The organism is Sphingosinicella terrae (genome assembly GCF_003347635.1).
In the GTDB taxonomy this organism is placed as follows: Bacteria; Pseudomonadota; Alphaproteobacteria; order Sphingomonadales; family Sphingomonadaceae; genus Allosphingosinicella; species Allosphingosinicella terrae.
Genome location: NZ_QDFY01000005.1, coordinates 132,632 through 146,453, shown reverse-complemented (window position 1 = coordinate 146,453; position 13,822 = coordinate 132,632). Strand labels below are relative to the sequence as shown.

Below are 13,822 nucleotides of genomic sequence, written 5' to 3'. Positions count from 1 at the left end.
GAAGGATCCGGGGGAGGAGCAGGATGGCGGACGAGCAGGAGCGGGAGCCCTCTCCCTTCGCCGCGCTGGCGGCCATGGACCGGCTCGTCCACGATCCTTCCAGGCTCGCCATCCTGACCTTGCTTCTCGGCTGGACCGAAGTCGAGTTCTCCTACCTGCTGGCCGCGACCGGTCTCACCAAGGGCAACCTTTCCAGCCATCTCGCCAAGCTCGAGGCGGGCGGACTGGTCGAGGTGACGAAAGGCCACAAGGGCAAGACGCCCTGGACGCGCGCGAAACTCACGAAGGAAGGGCGCGAGACCGTCGAGGGCCATTGGAACGATCTCGATCGCCTCCGCCGCGAGGCCGCCCACTGGGCTTGACCCGGGCGACCATTGCGCCGCCGGTCCGCCCCACCCAAATGAGCCGCGACAAGCAAGCGGGAGTTTCCATGGAAAGCTGGCATGGCACGACGATCGTCGGCGTGCGCAAGAACGGAAAGGTCGTGATCGCCGGGGACGGGCAGGTGTCGCTTCAGTCGACGGTGATCAAGCCCAATGCGCGCAAGGTGAGGCGCCTCGGCGACGGCAAGGTGATCGGCGGCTTCGCCGGCGCCACCGCCGATGCCTTCACTCTGTTCGAGCGGCTGGAGCGCAAGCTCGAGCAATATCATGGCGTGCTGATGCGCGCGGCGGTCGAGCTCGCCAAGGACTGGCGGACCGACAAATATCTTCGCAACCTCGAAGCGATGATGATCGTCGCCGACAAGGACGTCAGCCTGATCCTGACTGGAAATGGCGACGTGCTCGAACCCGCCGCCGGCGTGGCGGCGATCGGGTCGGGCGGCAATTTCGCGCTCGCCGCCGCGACCGCGCTGTTCGACTATGAGGAGGATGCCGAGGCGATCGCGCGCAAGGCGATGAAGATCGCGGCGGAGATCTGCGTCTATACCAACGACCAGCTGACCGTGGAGACGATCGAGGAAGCGGCCTGATCGGCCTCCATTCGCGCCGAGCCCCGTCGAAGCGCTTTTCTTTCCGGGCGCGCCCGGCCAGAGAGGAAGGAGCTTCGACAAAGTGGCCCGGATGGAGTTCATGGAACCGCTCAGCCTCGCCACCTCGACCGTAGATCGTCGCCGCTTTCTCGGAGCGTCGGCCGCGGCCCTGGCCCTTCCCGGCTGCGCCGCCACCACCGCGTCGCGCCCGGCGGCCCGCACCGGCTGCCTTCCCCCGGTGCTGGTCGAGGAGAGCCGGATCATCCGCACGCTGGCGGGCCTTCGCCCCTATCGCGCCGCGGGTTTCGTCGTCCGGCGCGAGGCATTCGCCGACAAGGCGCTGGTGCACAATTACGGCCATGGCGGCGCCGGCATCACGCTGAGCTGGGGCAGCGCGCGCCTCGCCGTGGATCTCGGCCTCGCCGGCCATCGGGGGCCGGTGGCGGTGATCGGTGCCGGCGTGATCGGCCTCAGCACCGCACGGCTCGCCCAGGAAGCGGGCTTTGCGGTCACCCTCTATGCGAAGGCGCTGCCGCCCGAGACCACGTCCAATGTCGCCGGCGGCCAATTCCATCCGTTCGGCCATTTCCGCGAGGAAGAAGTCACGCCGGAATGGCGCGAGCAGTTCCGCGCCGCTACCGACTACAGCTGGCGCCGTTTCCAGATCATGGTCGGCCCGGATTACGGTATCGAGTGGCTGCCCACCTATGTCGAGGCAAGCGGACCCGAGACGCCCCTGCTGCCGACCTTCCCTCCCGTGAACCGGATGCTGCGGCCGGACGAGCATCCCTTCCCTCTCCCAGCCATCAGGCGCTACGATACCCTCTACGTCGAGACCGGACGCTATCTGCGCCAATTGATGCGAGACTTTCAGGTCGCCGGGGGCCGCATCGTCGTCCGCGATTTCGCGACGCCCGGCGAGTTGGCGGCGCTGCCCGAGCCTCTTGTCTTCAACTGCACCGGCCTCGGCGCCCGCGCGCTGTTCGGCGACACCGCGATGCAGCCCGCCCGCGGCCAGCTCGCCGTGCTGTTGCCGCAGCCCGAGGTCCGCTACGCCTTCACCGGAGAGGCCGGCTACATGTTCCCGCGCGCCGACGGGATCATCCTCGGCGGAAGCTTCGAGCTCGGACAATGGTCGACCGAACCGGACCCGGCGAGGATCGCCCGGATCCTGCGCCGCCAGGCCGCACTGTTCGGGAGCTTCCGATGCACCGCTTGAACCGGCCGCGTCGCGCCTCCATCTCGTGTCCGACATGAACTACCAGACCCGCGTCGCCGACGCCGATCGGCCCTCCGACAGTTCCGCCCCCGCCAGAGCCGCAGGAAAGATGAACGAGACCCTCACGCCCAAGGCGGTGGTCGCCGCGCTCGACGCCCACATCATCGGCCAGGACGAGGCCAAGCGCGCCGTTGCCGTCGCGCTGCGCAACCGCTGGCGGCGCCAGCAGCTTCCCGAGGATCTCCGCGACGAGGTCACCCCGAAGAACATCCTGATGATCGGGCCGACCGGCTGCGGCAAGACCGAGATCTCGCGGCGGCTGGCGAAGCTCGCCGACGCGCCGTTCGTCAAGGTCGAGGCGACCAAGTTCACCGAGGTCGGCTATGTCGGCCGCGACGTCGAGCAGATCGCCCGCGACCTCGTCGAGGAGGCGGTGCGCCTCGAGCGCGAGCGCCGCCGCGAGGCGGTCCGCGGCGCCGCCGAGGCGGCGGCGATCGAGCGCCTGCTCGATGCGCTCACCGGCAAGGATGCGAGCGCGGCGACGCGCGAGAGCTTCCGCCGGATGCTCGGCGAAGGCCATCTCAACGATCGCGAGGTCGAGATCGAGGTCGTCGAGACTCCGTCGACCCCTTTCGAGATACCCGGCATGGGCGGACAGGTCGGAATGATCAACCTGTCCGACTTGATGGGCAAGGCGATGGGCCAGCAGCCTCGCAAGCGGCGGCGGATGCCGGTGCGGGAGGCGCTGGAGAAGCTGCTCGAGGAGGAATCGGACAAGAGACTGGATGCCGACGACGTCAGCCGCACCGCGCTCCGGGACGCCGAATCGAATGGCATCGTCTTTCTCGACGAGATCGACAAGATCGCGGTCAGCGACGTGCGCGGTGGATCGGTCAGCCGCGAGGGCGTGCAGCGGGACCTGCTGCCGCTGATCGAGGGGACGACGGTCGCCACCAAATACGGGCCGATGAAGACCGACCACATCCTGTTCATTGCCTCCGGCGCGTTCCACGTCGCCAAGCCGTCGGACCTGCTTCCCGAGCTGCAGGGCCGGCTGCCGATCCGGGTGGAGCTGAAGGCGCTGACCGAGGAGGACTTCGTCCGCATCCTCTCCGACACGCGGGCGAGCCTCACCGAGCAATATCGGGCGCTGCTCGCCACAGAGGGCGTCACGGTCCAGTTCGCCGAGGACGGCATCCGGGCCTTGGCACGGCTCGCCGCGGAGGTGAACTCGGAGGTCGAGAATATCGGCGCCCGCAGGCTCCAGACGGTGATGGAGAAGCTGCTGGAGGATGTCAGCTTCGAGGCCGAGGAACGGCACGGCGAGACGGTCACCGTGGATGCCGCTTATGTCGAGCGCCAGCTCGCCGATATCGCTCGCAACACCGACCTCAGCAAATACGTGCTCTGACCTCGGCTCGTCGTTCTTGTTATGTACCGTGGAATGACATAGCCTCCCTTCGAATCCAAACGAGGGAGAGAGCGATGCCGAGCGGACATTGTCATTGCGGAGCGATCCGGTACGAGGTGAAGGGCGATCCCGTCTATCAGGCGGTGTGCCATTGCGAGGATTGCCGCCGGAATGCGGGCGCGCCGCTGGTCGGCTGGGCCGCCTACGCCGCCGGCTCGGTTCGGGTCGTCCAGGGCGAGCCGAAGACCTACGAATCGTCCGAGCACGGCCGGCGCGAATTCTGCCCCGAATGCGGCACCGGCCTCTTCTACACCAACGAGAAGGTCCTGCCCGGTCTCAAGGACGTGCAATTCTGCACCCTCGACGATCCCGAAGCGCTCGCGCCTCAGGTCCAGGTCCAATGCGCGGATCGTCTCGGCTGGATGGACCGGCTGGAAACGGTGCCCAGGTTCGATCGTTATCCCAGCTCAGAGTGACCCGTTTACCCAGGCCGTGGGGGTCATTTCATGCCGTTCCACGGACCGCCGTTCCGGCGGAACGGTTGGTCGCGCGCCATGGACCCCAAGGGACCGAGTCGATCGTTACATTTCCACATCATTAATGGAGGTGGTGAATGACGTTCAAATTCAAAGCCTTGGTAGCCGCGTCTGCTCTGACGCTGGCCTCCGCGTCCTTGGCCCAGTCGACCGCCGAGCCTCAGGACAGCACCGACACGTCGCCGCCGGCCGAGGCCGCCGATCCGAACGCGGCCCAGTCGCAGGCGCCGACCGAACAGGCCGCGCCGCAGCCTCGCGCCGCGCCCGCCCAGACCGCTGACGAGGCCACCGACGCCGCCGATCAGGCGACGACGCGGACCGCCCCGGCCACGACGGCCCCGACAGCAACGGCGCCCGCAACCTCGCCGCAGCCCGGCACGTCGGCACCGCAGCCCGCCGGCACCACGGCAAGCGCCGCGGGCACCGCGCAGGCCGGTCAGCTCACCACCGCCACCGCGGCGGATGTCACCGCGGGCGCGACCGTCTACGATCCGCAGGGCGGCACCGTCGGCACCATCGAAACCGCCGACGCGCAGGGTATCGTCGTCAGCACCGGCACCACCCGGGCGCGGCTGCCGCTGACGAGCTTCGGCAAGAATGATCGCGGCCTCGTCATCTCCTTGACTCGCGATCAGCTCAATGCGGCCGCCGCCGCACGCGCTTCGACGCCGCCCGCCGCGGCAGGCGCCGGCACCGGGACCGCGGTGACGCCGAGCACCACGCCGCCCGCGTCGACGCCGAATTCCGGCACGATGACCACGCCGCCGACGACGACTCCGCCGGCCGACGACCCGGCGAGCGAGGCGACGGAAACGGAAGAGCCGACGCCCGAGGATCCCAGCTGATCCCTGCTCGGTGAAGGTAAGGAGCCGCGCCGGTTTTCTATAGCCGGCGCGGCCTTTTACTGTAAGCGAACCGCGTGACTCCGCGCCTGCTTTTCCTCCTCCTCGGCGCTGCCGGCGCCCCCGCTCTCGCTCAGACTCCCGGACCGGATGAGCAGACGATCGTCGTCACCGGGCGCGGGCTCGACGTCGCTGTCGGCGAAGCCGTGTACGACACCGTCGTGATCGGCCGCGACCGGCTGTCCAATGCGCCGTCCAATCGCCTCGAGGATTTGCTCCGGGAAATTCCCGGCTTCCAGCAATTCCGGCGCAGCGATGCCCGCACCGCCAACCCGACCAGCCAGGGCGCGACCTTGCGCGCGCTCGGCGGCAACGCGTCGAGCCGGGCCCTGCTCATCCTCGACGGCGTGCCTCAGACCGATCCGTTCGGCGGCTGGATCAGCTGGCCGGCCTACGATCCCAGGCGGCTCGGCGAGATACGCGTCGTGCGCGGCGGCGGCGCCGGCGCGAACGGCCCCGGCGCGCTCGCCGGAACGATCGAGCTGACCAGCGCGGCGCCCGACGAGCTGGCCGGCCTCTCGGCCCGTCTTGCTTATGGCAGCCGCGACAGCCTCGACGCCTTCGCCGGCCTCGGTGTCCCTCTCGGCCCCGGCTTCGTCGCCGCGTCCGCGGCCTTCGCCCGCGGGGACGGCTTTGTTCCTGTGATCGCCTCGCAACGCGGGCCCGTGGATCGGCCGTCCCCCTATGAGCAGGCCAGTCTCGCGCTCCGGGCGGTGACGCCCCTCGGCTCCGCCCTCGAGCTTCAGGCGAATGCATCCGCCTTCACCGATGCGCGTGAGCGCGGAACGGCCCTCAGCGACATCGACACGCGCGGCGCGGACGCGTCCGTCCGCATCGTCGGGCGCGGCGCCCTTCCCTTCGCTGCCCTGGCTTACGTCCAGGTCCGGGACTTCTCGAATCTGTTCGCCTCCGCCGCAATGGGCCGGACCGTCGTGAACCAGACGCTGAACCAATATTCGGTCCCCTCGACCGGGCTCGGCGCCAGGGTGGAACTGCGGCCCCGCCTCGGGCCGGCGGAGCTCCGTCTCGGCGCGGACTGGCGCGAGACGGAGGGGCGCACCCAGGAGCTGTTCCAGTTCGCCTCCGGCGTGCCGCAACGCGGCCGGGTGGCCGGCGGCAGGACCCGGACCGTCGGCGGGTTCGCCGAGGCTGACCTCGAGACCGGCGCATTCCTGCTGAGCGCCGGTGGCCGGCTCGACCGCTGGTGGATCGAGCAGGGACGGCTGCGCGAGCGCCTCCTTGCCGATCAGTCGGTCATCACCGACACGCGCTTTCCCGACCGCGGCGGCTGGGAGGCGACCGGCCGTGCGGGCGCTGCCTGGCGCCCTTCCGGCGCCCTGACCTTGCGCATGGCGGCCTATATGGGGTGGCGGCTGCCGACCCTGAACGAGCTGTTCCGCCCCTTCAGGGTGGGCGCCGATGCCACCGCCGCCAACGCCGCGCTGGCGCCGGAGCGGCTCGAAGGGGCGGAGGCCGGCATCGAGCTGCGCCCGGCCGAAGGCGTGCGTCTCGGCGCGACCCTGTTCGTGAACCGGCTCGATCAGGCGATCTCCAACGTGACCTTGGGCGAAGGTCCAGGTCTGTTTCCCGGCGTGGGCTTCGTCGGTGCCGGCGGCCAATTCCGTCAACGCCGGAACGTCGATGCGGTGATCAGTCGCGGCGTGGAGCTAGACGCCAGCCTCGCCTCCGGGCCGTGGCAGCTTGCCGCCGGCTACTCTTTCGCCGATGCCGAGGTCGAGGCGAGCGGTCCTGCGCTTCCGCTCGACGGGCTCCGGCCTGCCCAGGCGCCGCGCCACGCCGCTGCCGCAACCCTCAGCTGGCGGAGCCGAGGCGGCGCGCTGGCATCGGTCACCGCACGCTATGTCGGCAGCCAGTATGAGGACGATCTCAACGAGACCCGCATACCCGATGCGCTGACCTTCGATGCGATCCTGGTGATGCCGCTGACGACGCGGCTCTCGATCGAGGCGCGCGGCGAGAACCTGGCCGACGAGCGGGTCGTGGCGGGCATCTCCGGCGCCGGCATCGTCGAGCGCGCGACGCCGCGGACCTTGTGGCTCGGCATCCGTTGGGAAGGCTAGCGACGGACCTTCGGCGGAAACCTCTCAGCGCAGATTGTCCTCCATCCACTTCGCGCCGAAGCGGACGATGTCGGCGGCTTCGATGAGCTCGGCGGGCGCCTCGCCGACCCAACCCATGCGGGCACGGCCGCTGCTCAGGTACTTCTTCAGGATGACCGCGAAATAATCCTCGTCCTGCCAGGACCGGATGCCGCCGTCGTCGTCGAGACATTCGACCCAGAGGTGGCGCGGCCCGGCCGGGGTCGCGATCCGGTAGTCCCAGCGGGTGCGGCGCTTGTCGGGAAGGCGGGCGACATATTCCGCATAATGGAGCGCCGTCACCGTGTCCCGGTCCGCGCCGAGGCGCAGGATGCTGCCGCCCTGCTCGCACAATTTGTGCAGCGGCGAGCCCGCACCGTAATAATCGTTCCAGGGGTGCCCGTGCATCAGCTCTTCGGCTCGAGCGCCGCGCGCGGCGAAGCGGCCGCTCGGGTTGTGGCTGACGATCGTGCCCGGCCGCTGCCTGAACGCTTCCGCCAGCCAGCCGAGCTCCGGGTTGGCGGCAGCGGCGGCGAGGTCGATCGGATCGGTCCCCTCGAGCAGGGCCGCGCGATCGGCCTGGGGACGGCGATTGACCCAGTCGAGCGCATAATCCGTGCCGATCACCATCATCAGCGTTCCGGCAGGTCCGACCACGGATTCCAGCACGTCCAACAGCATTTCGGCCCCGCCGGGCCCGAAATGGGAGCCGGCGAGGCCGATCGTTCTGAGCGAGGCATGGACCATCACGATCCCCCCCGGCTGGAGCCCCAGCCTGTGGAGGTCGCCGGCCAGCTGCCTTGCGTTCAGCCGGGCCGCGGCCCTGAGGGTCGCGCCCGAAATGTCAGGTCAGCTGACGTGGCGCGAGATGTGCTTGTTCATCTCGAACATCGAAACGCGGTCCTTGCCGAAAACTGCACGGAGCTTGTCGTCGGCGACGATCTCGCGCTTGTTCTTCGGATCCTGAAGATTGTTCTTCTTGATGTGGTCCCAGATCTTGCTGACGATCTGGCTACGGGGGAGCGGATCAGCACCGGTAATCGCCGCCAGCTCTTTCGACGGGGTTACCGGCCTCTGCAAGCCGCTCTGCCTTCCTTGGGCCATTTCTTCCCTCCCTGTGGATGCCTGACGTGGGATAGGCGCAAATCCGAAGGCATTGCAACTGCCAGTCGCTCGCTCGGACGCAATTCCATGCGCCCCTGAGGGTTTTTCTGTGGATCAAGGCCTCAGCGGCGCCCGAAGGGGACCACCTTGTTGTCCGCGTCATGGCCGATATCGGCGCGTCCCAACCAGTTGATGCCCGCACGGGCGCACCAAAAGCGGGCAATCTCCTCCTCGTCGGCCCCGAAATCCGGGTCGTTGGGCGGCACGTCGCGGCATCGGCCGAGCCGCAGGCCGGCCAGCCCCGCCGAAAGGCGATTGCCGGTCAGGTGGAACAGTGACCGGTCGATCCGGTAGAGTTGCTCCGAAACCTCCTCGACGATGAGGACGTGTCCGGAAAGGTCTGGCTCGAGCGACGTGCCAAGGAGCTGGCTCAGCACGGTGAGGTTGAATGCTGCGTTGGGACGCTCCGGATCCAGTCCCGGCTCCAGAGCGGACGGCGAGCGCTCGACCAGCCAGGCGAGGGCGCGCCGAACCGCCGCCTCGCCGCCGTCGCGGGTGACGTCCTGCGGCATCGGTCCGTGCGCGATCTCGGCGCAGCCGGCGCGCTGGAGGCCGGCGAGAAGATAGCCGGAATCGCTGTAGCCGAGATACGCCTTGTCGCGCGCATTCGGCCCCAGCCGGCCGATCGCGTCCTCGGCGATCCGGCAGGCGCCGTAGCCGCCCCGCGCGAACCAGATCGCGTCCAGGCCCGGATCGTTGGCATAGTCGACCAGCGCCTGGCCCCGTTCCTCGTCGGTGCCCGCGAAGTGCCGCCAGGACAGGAAGCATTGGGGGTGGAAGACGAGCTCCAGTCGCGGATGGCAGGCGGCGGCGACCGCCTGGACCCGATCGGCGGTCGTGCGGTCGAAACGCGAGCTGGGGGCGACGATCCCTATGCGCAAATTTCAGGCCTTCCGATTCCCGATACCGATCGCGGCTTCAAATTGAACTCCGCCGCGCTTGCCAATAGGGCGGGGCGATGAGCGACGCCAAATCCTATTTCTTCTGCGGCATCGGCGGCAGCGGCATGCTCCCGCTCGCCCTCATCGTCCGTGGCCGCGGCGCGGCTGTGGCGGGCTCGGATCGGACCCTCGATCAGGGACGGCTCGCCCCGAAGTTCGAATTCCTGAAGGCGCGCGGCATCGCCCTGTTCCCGCAGGACGGCAGTGGCCTCGCCGATGCGGGCCAGTTGCTCGTCACCTCGGCAGCGATCGAGGAAACGGTTCCCGACGTCGTCCGCGCCAGGGAAATAGGCGCGCGGCGGGTCACCCGCCCCGAGCTGCTCGCCCACCTGTTCAACGCCGCGCCGGTCGGCATCGCCGTCGGCGGGACCAGCGGCAAGTCGACCGTGACCGGGATGATCGGCTGGATTCTCCACGCCACCGGCCGCGATCCCACCGTGATGAACGGCGCGGTGATGAAGAACTTCGTCAGCGCCGACCAGCCTTTCGCCAGCGCCCTGGTCGGCCGGGGCGATGCTTTCGTCAGCGAGGTGGACGAGAGCGACGGATCGATCGCGCTCTACCGGCCCCGGATCGCGCTGCTGAACAATGTCAGCCTCGACCACAAGTCGCTGGACGAGCTTCGGCACCTGTTCGCCGATTTCGCCGCCAAGGCCGAGGCGGTGGTGCTCAACCTCGACGACGACGAGACCCGGCTGCTCGCCGCCGCGCTGCCGGCGGACCGCCTGGTCACCTACGGCTTCGCCAGTCCGGAGGCGGACCTGTTCGGATCGGGCCTGGTCGAGGCGCCGTTCGCGGTGACGTTCGAGGTGAGCGACCGCCGCACCGGCGCCAGCGTCCCGGTAGCGCTCCAGGTGCCGGGCCTCCACAATGCCCAGAATGCGCTGGCGGCGCTCGCGGCGTCGGTCGAGGCAGGCGTCCCGCTGGCGGAGGCGGCGCAGGCGCTGGCCGGCTTCACCGGGCTGCGCCGCCGGCTGGAGCGGGTCGGCGAGGCCGGCGGAGTCACCGTCGTCGACGATTTCGGGCACAATCCCGACAAGATCGCGGCGACCCTGCGCACGCTCCATGCCTTTCCCGGGCGGCTGCTGGTCTTCTTCCAGCCGCACGGCTACGGGCCTTTGCGGACGATGCGCGAAGCCCTCGTCGCCGGCTTCGCCGCCGAGCTCGCCGCCGAGGACGTGCTGATCATGCCCGACCCGGTCTATTATGGCGGTACCACCAGCCGCGAGGTCGGCAGCGGCGACATCGTCGAAGGAGTCCGCGCCGCCGGGCGGCAGGCGGAACATGTGCCGGAGCGCGAGGCCTGCGCCGTCCGGCTGGCCGAGATCGCCCGATCCGGTGACCGGATCGTCGTCATGGGCGCACGAGACGATACGCTCACCCTGTTCGCGGAAGATCTGGTGAAGCGAATCCGCGCGCGCGGCTGAGCTGGCCGTCGTCTCCCGTCGGCCGCCAAAAAAAAATGGCGGGCCCGAAGGCCCGCCGAAGAGCGGCAACCTGATACCGGATCAGCCGGCGACGGTCGTGTCGACCTTCTCGACCCACTCCGGAAAGAAGACCGGCTCGCGGTTCGACCAGCCTGGTGCGGTCGCGGCGGCCTCGCTGATCGACTGAAGCAGGATCCGACGGCGGTCCGGATGAAGATGCGGCAAAGCGGCCGCTGCGCAGAAGGCGGCGGGGAGCCACGGCCGCACGCTCGCGCCGATCAGGCGCTCGTAGAGGAAGCGGTAGGAGGCGAAGTCGGGCAGGCGGTCCTGGCCGAGGTCGAAAGCGCTCATGGTCACCAACGGCGCCATCAGCGGCTCCATCGCGTCCAGCCCGCTATCGTCGGGGACGTAGGCGCGGATATGGTCCAGGCGGCGGTAGACGCTCTGCTGGCCGCGGATACTGGCGGCCTCGGCCGGGTCGCGCGACCAGCGCTTGACCGCATCGCGGCGATCGAGTCCGACGTCGAGCGAGCGGCGGATGTAACGCTGCGTGCCCTTGGGGAAGCCCCCGAATTCCTTCATCTCAGCCAAGGCGACCGCGCCGCTCGCCGGTCGAGTCCTCGTGCTCATGATCCCACACTCCTTTTGCCCAGCGGGATCATGCACCAAGCCGGCTTTCGAAGCCGTTAACCAAGAACCCGCTCCCCGTTCAGAATTGAATCACGGTTCATTTGTCGCGGCAATGGCAAAATCGGCGCGGCTCGTCGCACGAGCCTCGCGGTGTCGCACGGGGGCAACAGGCCGGGCCCTCAAAGCACCGTGGAAGCTGGCTTCTTGCGCGGACGGAACGAACATCTCCCGGAGCAGAATTCTGTGGATAAGGCCGGCGAGGCGGCTCCGGCGGGCCGCTGACGTCCGCCTGCCGGGCGTGCTATGACCATGACGTGGGCGTGAATCGGGACCAGGGGGAGTCCGCCGGCGAGGGGACGGGAGCGCTGCTCGGCGAGGCCGACGCGTACGGTTATCGTCGTCCCCTGCCCGGCTTTTCGACCAACGAGGCCGGCCTTTCTGCCAATGTTGCCGCCGCACCGGCGCATGCCGACGCCGCTGCGCTAACAGGGGGCATGGACAGGATGCTTCCCGAGGTCGACGCGCGACGGCTGCCGGACCTCGGCGTGGCGCTGAAGTCGATCCTCGCCTTCTGGCTCCTCTATATGAGCCTGATCACGATTCGGGCGCTCGTCGTCCAGTTTCCCGATTTCTGGGAAATGCTGGGGCGTCGGGCCGTAGCCACACTGGTCGGCGCCGCGATCACCTTCCTCGTCTATCTGGCGCTCCGGCCGACCCGCAATTCGAGCCTCAACGTCAAGGCGCTGGTCGCGGGCATCCTCTGCCTCCCGGCCTCGATGCTGTTCTCTGGGTTCAATTCCTTCATCTTCTACGTCTTCGCCCCGCTCGACGCGGCCAAGGCCGACCCGTCGATGCAGAACATGACCGAATGGGAGATGATCTGGACCGGCGTCGTCGAGGGCGCGCTCAGCTGGTACTTCCTGTTTGCGGCCTGGGCCGCCTTCTACGTCGCGATGAGCTACGCCCGGCAGCTGCGGATCGCGGATCGCCGCGCCGGTGCCCTCGCCCGCGAGGCGCAGGAGGCGCAGCTGCGGGCGCTGCGCTACCAGATCAACCCGCACTTCCTGTTCAACACGCTGAACTCGCTCTCGTCGCTGATCCTGGCGCAGAAGACGGATGTCGCCGAACGGATGCTGATGAACCTGTCGACCTTCTTCCGCGCCACTCTCTCCGCCGATCCGACCGCCGACGTGCCGCTCGATGAGGAGATCAAGCTTCAGCGACTCTATCTGGACATCGAGCAGATCCGGTTCCCGAAACGCCTGTCGGTCGAAATCGACGTCCCCGAGCCGCTGCTGGCGGCGCGCGTGCCGGTGCTGATCCTGCAGCCGGTGGTCGAGAATGCGGTCAAATATGGCGTGGCCCGGTCGCGCAAGCCGGTGCGGATCCGCATAACGGCCCATGAGGAAGCCGGCCGGCTCCACCTCAAGGTCAAGGATGACGGCGAAGCGGCGGTCGAGGCCGGCGAGGCCGGCACCGGGGTCGGCCTGCGCAACGTCTGCGACCGGCTGACCGCCCGCTACGGCTCGCGCGCCGGCTGCCTCCATGGCCCCGATCCGGACGGCGGTTTCACCGTCCACATCTTCATGCCGGTGATCCGCAATGGCTGAGACGAACCTGCGCATCCTCCTCGTCGACGACGAGCCGCTCGCGGTCGAGCGGCTCGAGCTGCTGCTCGGACGCTTCCCCGGAACGGAGGTGGTCGGCACCGCCAATGACGGAGAAGCCGCGCTCGAGATCGCCGAATCGCTCAGCCCCGATCTGGTGCTGCTCGACATCGCCATGCCCGGCATGGATGGGATCGACGTCGCCCGGGCGCTTTCGGAATCGGCCGTCGATCCGGCTGTCGTCTTCGTCACCGCCTTCGACAACTTCGCGGTCGCCGCCTTTGACGTCGCCGCGATCGACTATCTGATGAAGCCGGTCCAGCCCGAACGGCTCGAACGGGCGCTGGACCGGGTGCGCGACCATCTCGCCGGGGGCGACCGCGCCGGTCGCCGCCGCATGCCGGCCCATGTCGAGGAATTCTGGGTACCCGATCATAGCGGCCTGGTGCGCATCGCCGCCTCGGACATTGCCCGGGTCACGGCCGAGCGCGATTATATGCGCCTCCACGTCGGCGCCCGCTCCTGGCTGATTCACCGCACCATCGCCAAGCTGGAGGAGGATCTCGATCCGGCTTTGTTCCTGCGCGTCCACCGGTCGGTGATCCTCCGGCGGGACACGATCACCAGCCTCTACCGGGACGAAGCGGGCCATTGGACCGCGCGGCTCAAGGACGGCGGCGAGCAGCGCATCGGGCGATCCTATATCGACCAGGTGAAGAAGCTGGCCGGACGCTGAGGCCTCGAACGGCGGGCGTTACGGGAGGCGGCGGCGGGGCACCGCCGCCTCCCGATGGAGCCGGACCACTCGGTGGGCTCATTGGCGGCCCGGCTCACCTGCTCGGACGATCTCGAGCTCGCTCCCGCCGCGAGGCAGACGGGACGATCGCCCCGTTTCGGCTCGAGACCGCCATAG

General features: G+C 68.9%; 14 protein-coding genes. 10 read left to right on the top strand and 4 right to left on the bottom strand.

Features of this window, described 5'->3' with window-relative positions:
- Nucleotides 1-23 precede the first annotated feature (23 nt).
- The 7 genes from DDE10_RS12670 to DDE10_RS12640 all read left to right on the top strand — a co-directional run bounded on the left by DDE10_RS12670 (nt 24) and on the right by DDE10_RS12640 (nt 7,122).
- Entirely contained in the window at nt 24-362 is a 339-nt protein-coding gene (locus tag DDE10_RS12670; protein ID WP_114953143.1) for a transcriptional regulator, read from the top strand.
- Between the two features lie 68 nt (nt 363-430).
- The gene (hslV, locus tag DDE10_RS12665; RefSeq protein ID WP_114953142.1) at nt 431-973 is read left to right on the top strand and encodes an ATP-dependent protease subunit HslV; all 543 of its coding nucleotides are present in this window, start codon (nt 431-433) and stop codon (nt 971-973) included.
- A 100-nt stretch (nt 974-1,073) separates the two neighbouring features.
- Entirely contained in the window at nt 1,074-2,192 is a 1,119-nt protein-coding gene (locus DDE10_RS12660) for an FAD-dependent oxidoreductase (RefSeq protein ID WP_114953252.1), read from the top strand.
- 109 nt (nt 2,193-2,301) lie between these two features.
- Nucleotides 2,302-3,603, top strand: coding sequence for an ATP-dependent protease ATPase subunit HslU (hslU, locus tag DDE10_RS12655; protein WP_114953141.1), 1,302 nt, complete (start codon nt 2,302-2,304; stop codon nt 3,601-3,603).
- A gap of 74 nt (nt 3,604-3,677) precedes the next feature.
- On the top strand, nt 3,678-4,079 hold the full coding sequence (locus DDE10_RS12650; protein WP_114953140.1) for a GFA family protein: 402 nt from the start codon (nt 3,678-3,680) through the stop codon (nt 4,077-4,079).
- 137 nt (nt 4,080-4,216) lie between these two features.
- A complete protein-coding gene (locus DDE10_RS12645) occupies nt 4,217-4,984 on the top strand; it encodes a hypothetical protein (protein ID WP_114953139.1) in 768 nt (255 codons plus the stop codon).
- Nucleotides 4,985-5,058: 74 nt separating this feature from the next.
- Entirely contained in the window at nt 5,059-7,122 is a 2,064-nt protein-coding gene (locus DDE10_RS12640) for a TonB-dependent receptor (RefSeq protein WP_114953138.1), read from the top strand.
- A 24-nt stretch (nt 7,123-7,146) separates the two neighbouring features.
- Here DDE10_RS12640 and DDE10_RS12635 read toward each other — a convergent pair whose 3' ends face one another.
- The 3 genes from DDE10_RS12635 to DDE10_RS12625 all read right to left on the bottom strand — a co-directional run bounded on the left by DDE10_RS12635 (nt 7,147) and on the right by DDE10_RS12625 (nt 9,185).
- Nucleotides 7,147-7,887 carry an AAC(3) family N-acetyltransferase gene (locus DDE10_RS12635; protein ID WP_114953137.1) on the bottom strand — a complete coding sequence of 247 codons (741 nt, stop codon included), beginning with the start codon at nt 7,885-7,887 and terminating at the stop codon, nt 7,147-7,149.
- Between the two features lie 102 nt (nt 7,888-7,989).
- Nucleotides 7,990-8,244: an SWIB/MDM2 domain-containing protein gene (locus DDE10_RS12630; RefSeq protein ID WP_114953136.1), complete on the bottom strand. Its 255-nt coding sequence runs from the start codon at nt 8,242-8,244 to the stop codon at nt 7,990-7,992.
- A gap of 122 nt (nt 8,245-8,366) precedes the next feature.
- The gene (locus DDE10_RS12625) at nt 8,367-9,185 is read right to left on the bottom strand and encodes an LD-carboxypeptidase (protein WP_114953135.1); all 819 of its coding nucleotides are present in this window, start codon (nt 9,183-9,185) and stop codon (nt 8,367-8,369) included.
- 77 nt (nt 9,186-9,262) lie between these two features.
- On the opposite strand from DDE10_RS12625, the gene DDE10_RS12620 reads away from it, so the two are divergent.
- A complete protein-coding gene (locus DDE10_RS12620; protein ID WP_114953134.1) occupies nt 9,263-10,672 on the top strand; it encodes a glutamate ligase domain-containing protein in 1,410 nt (469 codons plus the stop codon).
- Nucleotides 10,673-10,753: 81 nt separating this feature from the next.
- Here DDE10_RS12620 and DDE10_RS12615 read toward each other — a convergent pair whose 3' ends face one another.
- The gene (locus tag DDE10_RS12615) at nt 10,754-11,302 is read right to left on the bottom strand and encodes a hypothetical protein (RefSeq protein ID WP_114953133.1); all 549 of its coding nucleotides are present in this window, start codon (nt 11,300-11,302) and stop codon (nt 10,754-10,756) included.
- Between the two features lie 314 nt (nt 11,303-11,616).
- On the opposite strand from DDE10_RS12615, the gene DDE10_RS12610 reads away from it, so the two are divergent.
- Complete coding sequence (locus DDE10_RS12610) at nt 11,617-12,912, top strand: sensor histidine kinase (RefSeq protein WP_284734635.1); 1,296 nt, start codon at nt 11,617-11,619, stop codon at nt 12,910-12,912.
- Nucleotides 12,905-13,645, top strand: coding sequence for a LytR/AlgR family response regulator transcription factor (locus tag DDE10_RS12605; protein WP_114953132.1), 741 nt, complete (start codon nt 12,905-12,907; stop codon nt 13,643-13,645). The genes DDE10_RS12610 and DDE10_RS12605 overlap by 8 nt, the downstream gene beginning before the upstream one ends.
- The last annotated feature ends 177 nt before the right edge of the window (nt 13,646-13,822 follow it).